At 49.9% G+C, this 13,281-nt stretch carries 12 protein-coding genes and 1 riboswitch; of the genes, 9 read left to right on the top strand and 3 right to left on the bottom strand.

Annotation, left to right across the window (positions count from 1 at the left end; all coding sequences use genetic code 11):
* Positions 1–26 precede the first annotated feature (26 nt).
* Positions 27–914, top strand: a complete 888-nt coding sequence (locus SATMO3_RS29585) for a DMT family transporter (protein WP_371374971.1) — start codon at positions 27–29, stop codon at positions 912–914.
* 42 nt (positions 915–956) lie between these two features.
* Here SATMO3_RS29585 and SATMO3_RS29580 read toward each other — a convergent pair whose 3' ends face one another.
* The gene (locus SATMO3_RS29580) at positions 957–2,438 is read right to left on the bottom strand and encodes a PLP-dependent aminotransferase family protein (protein ID WP_371374968.1); all 1,482 of its coding nucleotides are present in this window, start codon (positions 2,436–2,438) and stop codon (positions 957–959) included.
* A 105-nt stretch (positions 2,439–2,543) separates the two neighbouring features.
* Between SATMO3_RS29580 and SATMO3_RS29575 the strand changes: the two genes are divergently transcribed.
* Positions 2,544–3,482: a DMT family transporter gene (locus tag SATMO3_RS29575; protein WP_371374965.1), complete on the top strand. Its 939-nt coding sequence runs from the start codon at positions 2,544–2,546 to the stop codon at positions 3,480–3,482.
* Here the strand turns inward: SATMO3_RS29575 and SATMO3_RS29570 are convergent.
* On the bottom strand, positions 3,448–4,335 hold the full coding sequence (locus SATMO3_RS29570) for a LysR family transcriptional regulator (protein ID WP_371374963.1): 888 nt from the start codon (positions 4,333–4,335) through the stop codon (positions 3,448–3,450). The two genes, SATMO3_RS29575 and SATMO3_RS29570, sit on opposite strands and share 35 nt — an antisense overlap.
* Positions 4,336–4,565: 230 nt before the next feature.
* On the opposite strand from SATMO3_RS29570, the gene SATMO3_RS29565 reads away from it, so the two are divergent.
* From SATMO3_RS29565 to mrdA, 5 genes are all read left to right on the top strand, one after another.
* Positions 4,566–4,946 (top strand): RidA family protein, encoded by a 381-nt coding sequence (locus tag SATMO3_RS29565; protein WP_371374960.1) that lies wholly within the window; start codon positions 4,566–4,568, stop codon positions 4,944–4,946.
* A gap of 150 nt (positions 4,947–5,096) precedes the next feature.
* The gene (locus SATMO3_RS29560; RefSeq protein WP_371374957.1) at positions 5,097–5,339 is read left to right on the top strand and encodes a hypothetical protein; all 243 of its coding nucleotides are present in this window, start codon (positions 5,097–5,099) and stop codon (positions 5,337–5,339) included.
* Positions 5,340–5,570: 231 nt separating this feature from the next.
* Entirely contained in the window at positions 5,571–6,575 is a 1,005-nt protein-coding gene (locus SATMO3_RS29555; RefSeq protein ID WP_371374955.1) for a nucleoid-associated protein, read from the top strand.
* A 76-nt stretch (positions 6,576–6,651) separates the two neighbouring features.
* Positions 6,652–7,857 (top strand): diguanylate cyclase, encoded by a 1,206-nt coding sequence (locus SATMO3_RS29550; RefSeq protein ID WP_371374951.1) that lies wholly within the window; start codon positions 6,652–6,654, stop codon positions 7,855–7,857.
* 198 nt (positions 7,858–8,055) lie between these two features.
* Positions 8,056–9,912, top strand: a complete 1,857-nt coding sequence (gene mrdA / locus SATMO3_RS29545; RefSeq protein ID WP_371374948.1) for a penicillin-binding protein 2 — start codon at positions 8,056–8,058, stop codon at positions 9,910–9,912.
* Here mrdA and SATMO3_RS29540 read toward each other — a convergent pair.
* Positions 9,909–11,180, bottom strand: coding sequence for an APC family permease (locus tag SATMO3_RS29540; RefSeq protein ID WP_371374945.1), 1,272 nt, complete (start codon positions 11,178–11,180; stop codon positions 9,909–9,911). The two genes, mrdA and SATMO3_RS29540, sit on opposite strands and share 4 nt — an antisense overlap.
* 183 nt (positions 11,181–11,363) lie before the next feature.
* Between SATMO3_RS29540 and SATMO3_RS29535 the strand changes: the two genes are divergently transcribed.
* Positions 11,364–12,251 carry a LysR family transcriptional regulator gene (locus tag SATMO3_RS29535; protein ID WP_371374942.1) on the top strand — a complete coding sequence of 296 codons (888 nt, stop codon included), beginning with the start codon at positions 11,364–11,366 and terminating at the stop codon, positions 12,249–12,251.
* A gap of 58 nt (positions 12,252–12,309) precedes the next feature.
* Positions 12,310–12,455, top strand: a riboswitch (FMN riboswitch).
* A gap of 94 nt (positions 12,456–12,549) precedes the next feature.
* Positions 12,550–13,194, top strand: a complete 645-nt coding sequence (gene ribB, locus SATMO3_RS29530) for a 3,4-dihydroxy-2-butanone-4-phosphate synthase (protein ID WP_371374939.1) — start codon at positions 12,550–12,552, stop codon at positions 13,192–13,194.
* Positions 13,195–13,281: the final 87 nt, after the last annotated feature.

Here is a 13,281-nt window from a genome sequence, read left to right as displayed (position 1 = left end):
TGATTAGTGCATAAAGGGGTGTTGTTTTGAATCACCAGGGTATGCAAACCGGGTCAGACCGTTTGCGGGGTATATTTCTCCTGATATCGGCCGCCGCCTTATGGAGTACCAGCGGCCTGGGAATAAAGTGGATTGACTGGAACCCTATGGCTATTGCCGGTGCCAGGAGTGCGTTTGCGGCAGCAGTTATTTGGCTGGCTTTTCGCCGGTCGGAGTTTCGCTGGAATAAGGTATTGTTGTGTGGCGGGGTGGCTTATGCGGTAATGATGCTGACTTTTGTGGCCGCTATGAAATTGACTACGGCCGCCAATGCTATTTTGTTACAATACACATCGCCGATTTACGTTGCAATTTTGGGAATGATTTTTTTACATGAGAAACCGGCTTTGCAGGATTGGCTGACCATGGCCGCCACTGGCGGCGGTATGATTTTGTTCTTCCAGGATCAAATGTCAGAAGGCGGCATGCTCGGCAATATTCTGGCTATTGCCAGCGGGGTGGCGATGGCCACTATGGCGGTGTGCATGCGGCAGCAAAAAGAGGGCTCGCCGTTTGTCGCTGTACTGGTAGGTAATGTGCTTACTTTTTTCTGCGGGTTGCCGTTCATGTTTGACAGTTCGCCGGGAATGGGCGGCTGGGCGGCTATTGCGGCGCTGGGCTGCGTTCAACTGGGGTTAGCGTATGTCTTGTACTCCCTGGCCATAAAATCGGTAGTTGCCCTTGAGGCGACCATTATAACCATGATTGAGCCTATTCTTAATCCAATCTGGGTTTTTCTGCTGTTGGGCGAGTGGCCGGGATTTTGGGCGCTTGCTGGCGGCGGCGTTATCATGACCGCTATAGCGGCCAGGTATGTCCTGCCGGCTTTAAAACCGGCAGCCGTTTTGACTGAGAAAGAGTCTTCCGGCCAATAAAATAACCAAATAAAAGCTAAGGGAACTGCAATTGGCAGTTCCTTAGCTTTTGTGGCAGTGTGAGTTTACCGCGTCATTTAAGAGTCCGCACAGTATATCCAGAGCCTCGGGCAGATCGTTGTCTGTCAGGTTGGTCCAGCAAATCCGTAAATGATTGGTTTCCGGCTCACCCGGGTAAAAAATGGAGCCGGGGAGAAAATGCACTCCGCGGCGATGAGCCTCGGGAACGAGGTGGTCGGTATTAATGCCTGCCGGCATGGAGAGCCATAGATGCAGACCGGCCGACTGCCGGGGACGGATAATACGGGGATCCAGACGGCTTTCCAGTGTCTGCAGGACACTTTTGCGACGGGTGTCCAGAAAGATGCTCAGCTTGCCAATGGTCTTTAAAAGCAGCGGATTTTGAAAAAATGGCAGCAGTGATTTTTGCAGCCATAGCGGAGAGCCCAAGTCAGCTATAGACTTGGCGGCAAGCAGACGGTTGTAAATACTTCCGTCCGCCGCCAGTACGCCCAGCCGTATGCCGGGAAATAGAAATTTACTAAAGCCTTTAAGATAAATGACCCGCCCGTCGGTGTCCAGCGCTTTTAACGGAGGCGGCAGAACTGAATTTTTTATCCGGGCCATTTCCAATTCACGGTGCGGCTCGTCTTCCAGGATGAGGACATTGTGCTCGCGGGCAAAGGCTAAGAGGTCTTCGCGGCGCGACAAGGGCATGATGGCACCGGTGGGGTTTTGACCGGTGGGGACTGTGTAAATGGCCTTCAGGCGGAGATGGAGAGCCAGGTCTTCCAGAATATCAACCCGTATGCCGTTGGCATCCACGGGGATGGGCTGCAGATTGGCATGGGCCAGGCGAAAAGCGTCAATAGCGCCTGAGAAACATGGCGTTTCTACCGCGATGGTATCACCGGGGCCAAGGAATGTGCGGGCGAAAAGGTCGATGCCTTGCTGGGTGCCGCTGGTAATCAGCAATTGGTGAGGCTTAAGATGGATGGACAAACACTCCAGATACTGTGTCAGAGCCAGTATGAAATCAGTATCCCCGCGAAAATCAGCGTATTGTCCCAGCGTATGGGGATATTTCTCCAGCGTCTGGCGAATGGAGGACTGGATTAAGGGGGTGGGCAGCAGAGAATGGTGTACGCAGGCTGACGCCAAATCCAGGATATGCGGCGGCAGGCGTATCGAGCTTTGGCTCCAGAAGCTGGCCCGGGGCAGATAGTCGGCAATCGAGAGCTGCCAGTCAAAAGGGGGCGCAGTATTGTTGACGGCAGTCTTCAGTTCCCTATTGCGCACGAAGGTTCCTTTGCCGCGCGTGGTTTCTGTCAGACCGCTGTTATCCAGCATTTTATAAACCTGATGGGCGGTTACCAGGCTAATGTGCAATTCTTCGGCCAGTGTCCGGACCGAAGGCAGGCGGAAATTGGGTTCCAGCAGGCCGGAACGGATGCGCTGGGCAATCTCCAGATAGATTTGCTCGCGGATAGGAACCGGGCTTTGGCGGTCAATCAATATTTGCATAGGCCCTCCGACTGTTATATTGATGATTTGACTGTTATAGTGATTTGGTGGTTATATATGAACAATATACCATATTGTTATATAACAGAAAAGAGGAGGGAAGTCATGTATATAGTGTATAGTCTCATGTGTCTCATCTTCGGTACAACATTTTTAGCCATTAAAATTGGCATCGATGCCGGGGCGCCGCCTTTTCTTTTTGCCGGCACGCGGTTCCTCCTCGCCGGCATAATCGTACTAACCAGCGTTAAACTAATGCAGGGACGGATTGGCCTCGAACCGGGTATGCGCAAGGATGTTGTCCTGGTGGGCACTTTCATGACGGCGGTTATGTTTGGCTGCCTGTACTTGGGCGAGAAATATATTTCCTCCAGTGTTGCCGCGCTGCTGGCGGCGACTACCCCCATTATGATCAGTATCGTCGAGTGGTTTCAGGGAATCCGGGATCATTTTCGGATTAAAGGCGCCGGCTTGCTTCTGTCCTTCATCGGGGTAGGAGTGGCAGTGCTGCCGGCGCTGGGAATCGACGTCGGCACTGAAGCCATTTTAGCGGTGGTGGTTATTCTGGCCGCGGAAGCGGGCTGTGTTTTTGGCACTATGACCTCGAAAAGAGTGCTGGCTGCCGGACTCGACCCTTTTGTGCTAAATGGCTGGCAAATGGTGGTTGGCGGGAGTATGCTGGTGCTGCTGTCGCTGGTTACTGAGCCGTGGGCAGGGGTAGTCAATAACCGGATCTTTGTATCCTGGGCATATCTTATCGTCTTTGGCTCATTGGCCGGACACGGTTCTTACTACTGGCTGGTGCGCCGGGCCGGACCGCTGCTGCCGTCCACCTGGACATATATTTCGCCGGTAATTGCCCAATTTGTCGGTTATTGTGTTCTGGGGGAATATTTGTCAGGATATTCCTTCGCCGGACTCGCACTGGTGCTTGGCGGGGTATATCTTGTGAGCAGGGCGGCCATGCTGGAACAGTGGCTTAAGAACAACGGCAAAGCTTTTGGGCTGTTTAAAAAGGAATCATCGCCAGAGTTACGTCAATAAAGGCCTTAAGCGCAGGCGACAGCCATTTAGCCTTATGGTAATGCATTTGAGCCTTAATATTAAAAGCAGGTCCGGCCCAGGGCAGCGCTACCAGCTGCCCGGCCAGAAGCTCCTGCTGGACGGTAATCTGCGGCAAAAAACCAATACCCCAGCCGTCGCAAACAAATCTCTTGATAACTTCGTTGCTGCTTACCCCCATGGCGGAGGCGGGCTTGACGCCGGCCTGGGTGAGGATGCTGTCAAAGAGCTGCCGGTAGCTGCACCCGGGTTCTGTCAGGATGAGCGCCTGACCGTTCAGGTCGGCAGGTATAACGGTTGATTTTTTTGCCAGGGGATGGGCAGGGGCGGCAATAACCGCCATTTGTTCCTCAAACAGCACGTGGGTAACCAGATCGGTTTCCAGACTGGGAACGCCGAGCGAAAAGACGAGGTCTACCGTATTTTTCCTAAGATGATCCCGGTAGACGATGGAGGTGTCGAAGCGAATATTTAGCTCTACTTCCGGATAACGCGAACGAAATTCCTGAAATATCCTGGGAAGCCGGTAACTGCAAAGCGATTCGGGCGTGCCAATGGTAAGGGATCCTCTGGGAACCAGGGAATTGCCTATGTGGTCCTTAGCCTCATCGGCAAGCTTAAGGATTTGATCAGCATAGTTATATAAGTGTTCGCCGTCTTTAGTCAGTTTTATTTGTTTGCCTAAGCGTTCAAACAGCATTGTGCCTAATTCTTCTTCCAGGGACTGAATTTGATTGGTGACGCTGGACTGCGCGTAGCCGAGCGTGTTGGCAGCTTTGGTAAAGCTAAGCAATTTTACTGTTGTCATAAAGGTTCGCAGTTGACGAAGCTCCATTTTTCAACCACCCATCTGTTTTAGTGAAGATATTCATTGTGATTATCAATTTTACCTATCGATATTACTATGATAGAATAGTTTTCAGCATGAGTCTATAGGAAATCCAGCAAAGATTTTTTTGAACTGGCTGGGACGAAAGCAGGCGACACGGGCGCCAATTCAAATCGCACTGACCGACAGATTGTAAAATAACAGAAAAACGTTTTATGAAAAGGAGCGGGATGGCAATGACACGAATCGCGTATAGCGCCGCGGAGGCGGTGGCTGTGGGGCCTTATTCCCATGCTGTTCAGGCGGGAGAGGTAATTTATTTATCCGGGCAAACGCCCATAAGCTCTGAGACTGGGAAACTTGCCGCGGGTGACATTGCGGCGCAGACTGAGCAATGTTTTAAAAATTTGTTTAATGTGTTGGTTTCATCCGGATTAACACCGGACGATGTTGTTAAAGTAAATGTGTTCTTAACGGATATGAATGATTTTGCTGCCATGAACGAAGTATATTCCCGGCGGTTTACCGCGCCATACCCGGCCAGAACAACCATTGGCGTAGCCTCGTTGCCACTTGGTGCCCGCATCGAGATAGAAATGATCGCCCGTAAAAAATAATTTATGCTGATGTATAAACTTAGATCACAATGGAAACAATAACTATGTAACAGGTGTCCTCCACGCAAGAGGGTTGCGAAAACATTACTTTGAATAACGCGCAGACATAAGCACCATACACATAGCCCCTGCCAGCCGGCAGGGGTTACTTTGTTTAAGAACCAGGCATTTATCTTTTCCTTTTCACCAGCAGTCTTTGTTTTTGGCTTAGAAAGAAGCAGCCGGGGAAAAATAGTGACGGAGGTGATAATGATGCCTACACCCAGGCCGGGACCGGATAAGTTCGGGATTGAGCATGAAATCAAGAATAAAGCAGGTAACAGACCATTGACGGACGAGGAAGTACGCGAGGAAGCCAAACGGTATACCGACAAAAATCATCCGCCCCGGTAAGATTCTAAGTCGTAATTTTAGAGGCATATAACAAAGTGACTAATGAGGCGCGGCTTGCGCAAAGCCTTTCGGACAAGCGCAAGCCGAAGTGCCCGAAAAGATATCAGTCGCCGGCTAAAAGATCAATCTGAAGCGCTGCACACAGTCTGCAGATTTTTTATTTATGCTTTCAGTAAACAGAATTTATTGGTACAATAAAATCCATGCATCAGATTAGAGAGGACGATGAAAATGATTGTAACAGTAAATAAAGCAATTCTCCATATTCTGGATTTCAATTCCGGTGTTACTGTTTTTTCCGAGCAGGAATTAGATATAGAAAGTAAAAGTGTTATTGCATTTTTAGCCAAGCATATAGAAAAGTCGTATGCCGCCGCGAATTCTAAAACAGGCACGTTTCATCCTGAAAGCAAATTTAAACAGCAAGTGGCAGACTATCTGGCGGGTAACCAGGAGTTTATCGGTTTCTCCGTGTATGTGGCCGAGCTTATGTACACCGCCGTCGCGCAATCAGATGTACAGGTTTCAACCGATTTGCTGATTTGCGATTGCAGTATTGATGACACTCGTGCAATCGCAATCTTGAAATGCAACAATAGAGTGGGCTATATCCACCAGGTGGTACAGGAAAATGATAAACTGAAAAATGATATCATCAATCATTATGCCATTTTGCCGGGACCGACGCAAAAGCTTGATGAATATGCCTTTATTGACGCAGAATCCTTAGATATTAAATTTATTGATAAAAAACGGGAAGTTAATGGTCAAGAGACTTATATTATTGCCGATAATATATTAGAGTGTAGTTTTTTGCCGTCGCAAAAAGAGACCATCGAACTAGTGAACTCCATAACGCGTATGGTGGCGGAAAATCATGGCCAAAGTACGCTGGAGGCGGCTTCCAAAACTAAAACCTATATTGCTGAAAACACCGAAGTATCCGAATACCTCGATCCGGTGGAACTGGGTAAAGAGGTCTTCAGCTCCTCCCCCATCATGCAGGAGGAGTACGTAAGAGAAGTAAAAAATGCCGGTCTGCCGGAAACGGTCAAGATTGATAAGACGCTGGCCATGAAAGCCAGTAAAAGTCATAAAATCAAAACTGATACCGGGATTGAAATCACATTCCCGGCCGATTACTTTCAAAATAATGATTTTATCGAGTTTATTAATAATGCTGACGGAACGTTATCCATTGAGCTGAAAAATATTGGCAGCATAACCAATAAATAAGTAGAGGAGTACCGGCCAAGCAACTAATAGGACAAGTTCTTAATAGACTACGTAGCGAAAGGATTTCAGCAAACCAATGGCAAAATTGATGTCAATATTTACTACTATACCGTTTGGTTTACTTATTCTGACAGTGTTTGCGTATTGGCGCATCACGGCTGATCATTTGCAGATTGCGGGAATGGATAATCTTGCCTACGCCGTCTTTGGTGTAGGTCTGATACTTAGCTGGTGGTTCAACCGCAGCCGGGTCTTTTTTATCACTGTGGTACTGGCCCTTTCCCACTATGCCCTGAGCGGTTTGGCAGCCCTTCATACAGGCATGCCCTCGCTAACGACGGTAGTGTTTCCAGTCATTTGTACCTTAGTGCCTATCAATATTTTAATTTTTTCCTTGCTGAAAGAACGGGGGATCTTTAATTTTTGGGGTCTGGGACGCTTTGCGCTGATTGCCTTTCAATTGTTTTATGTCGCAATGGCTATTACTGCCAATGACCTCTCGTTATTAAACTTTTTTCGCCAAAATGTTTTGACCGGCGAGTTGGCAGCCAATGCGGCTATTCCCCAGCCGGCCGTGCTGGCGTACGGTGTTGCATTTTTATCTATGTTCAGAAAACAGCTGCACAGCCGGTCGCACCTGGATAATGCACTTAGCGTTGTATTGGTTGCTTCTTTGCTGGCCTTACAGGCCAAACCCGCAACAATGGCCGGCACCATGTTTTTTAGCGTAGCCGGCATAATGCTTATCATTGCCGTAATCCAGGACTCGTATTCGATGGCTTACCTGGATGAACTGACAGGTCTGCCCGCCCGCCGGGCTCTTAAAGAAGAGTTGATGAAGCTGCGGGGCGAGTACACTATCGCCATGGTGGATATCGATTTTTTTAAAAAATTTAATGATACCTACGGACATGACACGGGTGATGAGGTACTTAGACTTGTTGCCTCGGTACTGAAGAAGGTGACCGGGGGAGGGAAGGCTTTCCGCTATGGCGGGGAGGAATTTACCATTGTCTTTCCGCATACCGCCGTTGCTGACGCGCTGCCGCATTTGGAGAAACTGCGGGCGGCAGTGGAAGAATGCCCTTACGACTACCGGGGAAAACAGAAGCAGGAAGGCAAGAGCAAGAAAAAAGCGTCTGCCAAAAAGTTATTTGTAACCATCAGTATCGGCGTAGCCGAACGCAGTGAAAAACATCCGGAAACGCAGGAAGTCATCAAAGCAGCGGATAATGCCCTGTACCGGGCCAAAAAGAAAGGGCGTAACTGTGTAAGTAAGTAGATTATGGAAAGCGATGAACAGTGCTGGCATCTTGGCCGGCACTGTTTCATTTTTTACTGCAATCTGGCGCAAATTACCAAAAGGGTTAGCGGCGGCGGATAACGAACAAGTCCCATAATATAAAATGATTCTGATCCGATTGGTGATTTTTTGGTCTTAAAAGTCTTTGGCTAATTACGCACGGAAAGGATTGTTGTTATGGTTGGGAAACACAGAAATCCCAGGCTGGATTTGCTGTGTTGTGTGGTTGTGCTGATAATTGTCGCTCTTATTGCCCGTCTTGGCTATTTGCAGATCGCCAAAGGGGGAGAGTTCTACCAGCAGGCCGACAATAACCGCATCAGACTTATGCCTGTTATGGCGCCCCGCGGAATTATGTATGACCGCAGCGGGGCACTATTGGTTTCCAACCGGCCTGGTTTTTCTGTATCGCTAGTCCCGATTAACGGGCCGATAGCGGACGAAGTGCTTGAGAAGCTTGCCGCAATTTTAAACATGAAGGCTGCCGATATCAAAACCAAGATAAAAGAACAGGCCAACCCGCTTGAGCCAATTCGCATTAAGAACGACGCCAGCCAGGAGATTATTACGAAAATCGAGGAACGCAGGAACGATTTGCCGGGAGTGGTCATTGAGGTTCAATCCGTGCGAAATTATATATTTAATGAATTGGGTGCGCACATCTTCGGCTATGTCAACGAGATTAGCGATTCAGAGCTGGAGAGTAAGAAGAAGGAAGGCTATAAAACCGGCGATATTATCGGCAAGTTCGGACTGGAGAAGTATTACGACAAAGAATTGCGCGGCATTGACGGCGGCGCCCAGGTAGAAGTGGATGTCAACGGACGCCCGGTACGCATGCTGGGCAAGAAAGAACCTGTACTGGGAAACAGCCTGGTTTTGACACTTGATGCCAAAATACAAAAGGCTGCGGAAAAAGCAATGGATGACCGCCTCAACTACCTGCAGAAACGGCTCGGGAATCCGCAAGCCAAGGCCGCCGCTGCTGTTGTTATGGATCCTAGGACAGGCGCTATTCTGGCTATGGTCAGCCGTCCGGCATTCAATCCAAATCTATTTAACGGCGGAATATCTACAAAAGACTGGCAGGCCATAAACGATAACCCGTTTAATCCGCTGCAGAACCGCGCTATCGGCGCTGAATACCCTCCCGGTTCGGCGTTCAAGATTGTTACCGGTACGGCTGCCCTGGAAACAGGCAAGCTAACGCTGGAGGAGAAAATCCTTGATACCGGACGGCACTGGATCATACCCAAAGGCAATGCGCATGGTGCGGCCTTGGGCTGGATTGACTTTAATGAGGCCCTGGTGAAATCAGATAACGTATTTTTTTACGAATTAGGTAACCGGCTGGGAATTGATACTCTGGAAAAATGGGCGAGAAAGTTTGGTTTAGGGGCAAAAACCGGTATTGATCTGCTGGGCGAGGATACCGGTTTAGTAGCCAACCGTAAATACAAGGAAAAGGTATACGGTGAGGAATGGTACCTGTCGGAAACCTTCGACGCCGCCATCGGCCAGGGCTTTCAACTGGCAACGCCGCTGCAAATGGCTACGTTAATCAGTCAGGTGGCAAACGGCGGTCATCGCTATCGCCCGCATCTTGTAAATAAAATAATCTCCCCTGAAGGGGAGACGCTAAAAACCTTTTCGCCGGAGGAACTGGATACTGTGCCAATAGCAGACAAGAACCTGCAGGCCATTCGCAAGGCCTTGCGTGAAGTTACCATGCCCGGCGGTACGGCAGGATATATTTTTGATGGTTTTACGGCCCAAATTGCCGGGAAGACAAGTACGGTGGAAAACTCGCACGGGGATGATCATGGCTGGTTTGTTGCCTACGGACCCTATGACAACCCAACGATAGCCATTGCTGTAGTTGTGGAGCAGGGCGGCTACGGCTCAGACTCCGCGGCCCCTATTGCCAGAAAGATTATGGAAGCAGCCTTCGGTCTGCCTGAATCCAAAGATGCGGCAGACGAACTGGCTGCGCAAGAAGCTGCAACTATGAATTCGCCGAATCCTAAAAATTAACACTTGCCAGAGGACCGTTTATTTCTGGCGTGGCGGTGCCGGTAAAGCAATACTAGGATTAGGATAAGGGGAAAAAGTATTGCCCAGCCGCCAAACAAAAAGATGATTGCAGAGAGTGCCGCACTGCCCCAGGCGGATATCTTCAGGGCGGTCCCGGGAAGAATACGGGCGGCTGCGATCATACCGAGCGTATAAACAACGAGAAAATTGGCGCTGGGAATGGCGATAAGCGGCTTTAAATCCCAGGTCAGCAGATAACTTAGCAAAAGCACCAGCAAATAAAGCGGTGCAAAGGAAACCAGCGCAACATGAGGGGTTTGAAACTGCGGGTGCAGCCGGCTGAAACGCTGGGGAAAGTGGCCATCCCGGGCCTGGGCGTAGACAAGGCGGGAAAAGCCGGCGATAAAAGTGTGAACAGGACAGTAACACACGATAAAGCCCAAAAGAGCCACCAGTGAGCCTGCCATATCTCCCCAGCGGTAGGAAACAAGTGTGATCATTCCTGTTACCGGATCGTCCGCTTGGTATGCCTCACTGCCCACGGTAATAAAAGCCACTGACAAGTATAAGAGGTTTACCAATATGACGGCAGCTCCCAGGCTTACAGGAATATCCCGGCCGGGATTGCGAAATTCTTCTGCCAAATGGCCAATCATCTCCCAGCCGATAAAGGCGAAAAATAAAAGTGTCATAGCCTGGCCCACCGGGAACCAGCCATTTGGCAGGAACGGGGTAAATGCCCGGGCTTTTATTTGCGGTACAGCCGAAAGCACGGCTGTGGCCAGGATGAACAAAATAGCGGCAACCACCAACACTTGTGTATGGCCGGAGAGCTCGACGCCTCTAAAGTTAAGGGCTATGGCGACAAGTAAAAGGCCTGCCGCCGCCAGGTGTATACCTGCCGCCGGCCAGGAAAAAATGCTGCCAAGGTAATGGGCGCCTATTAAAGCAGTGACCGGCATGCCAAACGGCATGGCGCTCAGCATAAGAATGCCGGTAATCCGGCTGGCGTCAGGGCCAAATGCCTGACGTACATAGGTGGCCATCCCGCCTGAATCCGGAAACCGGGAGGACATGGCGCCGATAACAATTACCATCGGCAGTGAAACCAGTCCCATCAGCAGCCAGCTGATTAATGACGCCGGGCCGGCCATTCCGGCGGTAATGGCCGGCAGTACCAAAATACCTGCGCCGAGTACGGCGCCGATGGTTAAAGCAGTTCCTTGCACCCAGGAAATGCTTTTTCGGAACTCAACTTGTCGTTGCATAAATAATACGCCTCACTTATAAAGCAGACTTAGCTTCAGGTGGGGCTTTAATCCCATCTGAAGGTTAGTTGTCGGATAAAATTTCTTGACCGGAAGTTGATTATATCCTAGCATAAAGATAGGACTCCTGATAAGTCGATTGTTTTGATAGAAACAATCGGTTTTTCCGAAAGAAGTGGTAGTGTGTTTATTAAGAACCTGGAAGTCTTCCTGACGGTGGCCAGGCTGCTCAACTTTGGCGAGACGGCCCGGACGCTTAATTATTCGCAATCTACAGTGTCTGAACAGATCCGGGTCTTGGAAGAGTATCTTGGGGTGAGGCTTTTTGAACGCATCGGCCGGCGGATTTTCCTGACTGATCAGGGAAACATGCTGGTGCCGTTTGCCGAGCGGATGGTCCGGGACGCCGAGGAACTAAAAAATTTGTTTAGTGACACCGGTACAGTGACTGGCTCCATAACAATAGGATCAGCCGAAACGCTCTGCGTGTTCTGGCTGCCGCCCATGCTAAAGAAATACCGGCTGCTTTATCCACAGGTGAAAATAAATATAAAAGTAGGCAACTGTATCGATTTTCCGCAGTGGCTTCAGCAAAATATCATTGACGTGGCATTCGGGCTTAATGACGAATCAGCCCGGCAGCAACTGCGGCAAATAGATCTTTTTTGCGATGAAACGGTTTTTATTGTTGCGCCTGATCATGGACTGGCTGCAAAGCCGCTATTGGCCATTGGCGGGCTGGCAAGGCAGACCTTGCTCTTGCCTGAGGGGTATTGCGGCTATCCGATGGACTTGAAAAACCTATTGGAGGAAGAAAAGGTGCAGGCCAATACCATTATGGAGTTTGGCAGTCTGGAGTCTATCAAACAGTGTGTCAGGAATGGCCTGGGCGTTTCCCTGCTGCCTAAAATCGCCGTAGCCGGGGAACTGGAGCGGGGCGAGCTGATTGCCTTATCCTGGCATGGTCCGGCTATTCCCATTGAGGCCAGAATGATATTTCACCGGGATAAATGGATGTCACCGCCGCTAGCCGCCCTGGAGAAGCTAATTACTGCGTCCATACCTGAATGAGCTGGAAATTCGAGCTTGACCTTGACAATATCAGGAAACGGAGTATTCTATAGGTAAGACTTATTCTCAGGGCGGGGTGCAAGTCCCCACCGGCGGTATTCTGGATTCTTTCCAGGCAGCCCGCGAGCGCTCCTTTAGAGGAGGACAGCAGATCTGGTGAGATGCCAGAGCCGACGGTAACAGTCCGGACGAAAGAGGATGAGACAGTGGAGCTTCGATTTGTTAGCATGCTTTGTTATTGCTGTCTTTTCATACGCCCTGATTCTGGTAGGTCGACCAATCTTAGGAGGCGATTACTTTGAATCAGAATGTACTAGCAGAGTTTGGCAATTCGCGGGAAAGGGTCGAGCGGGCGCTTGCCGCATTGCGGCAAGGACAAGGTGTCCTGGTAACCGATGATGAAGAACGGGAAAATGAAGGCGATATTTTCTTTGCGGCCCAGTCGCTGACAGAGGAACAAATGGCTATATTGATCCGTGAGGGCAGCGGCATTGTTTGTTTGTGTCTGCCGGCGGAAAAAGTGCAGGCACTGGCATTGCCAATGATGGTGGCGGATAACACCAGCCATTTTCAGACAGCGTTTACTGTTTCGGTGGAGGCCGCAGCCGGGGTTACTACCGGTGTTTCGGCCGCCGACCGGGTGGTCACAGTAAAAGCGGCTATTGCCGATGACGCGTCACCGGCCAGCTTGCGCCGCCCAGGTCATGTATTTCCGTTACGGGCCCGCCCGGGTGGGGTATTGGAACGACCGGGACATACCGAGGCCAATGTGGATTTAATGCGTTTGGCCGGGTTGCAACCTTATGGCGTATTGTGTGAACTAACCAATCCGGACGGTACAATGGCCCGGCTGGCTGAGATTGCGGCCTTTGCCCGGCAGAAGAATATGGCAATGGTAACTGTTGAAGATATTGTTACATACCGCCGGCGATTAGGAGTTTAAAGGCATTTAAATAAAGAAAATCCGTAGGCGTGCTGGTCTGCGGATTTTTTGTATAAATCACTTTTAGTTTAGGGCATTGCAGTTTGC

Source organism: Sporomusa aerivorans (assembly GCF_041428895.1).
Classification (GTDB): Bacteria; Bacillota; Negativicutes; order Sporomusales; family Sporomusaceae; genus Sporomusa; species Sporomusa aerivorans.
This window is presented reverse-complemented; position numbering and strand designations above follow the sequence as displayed.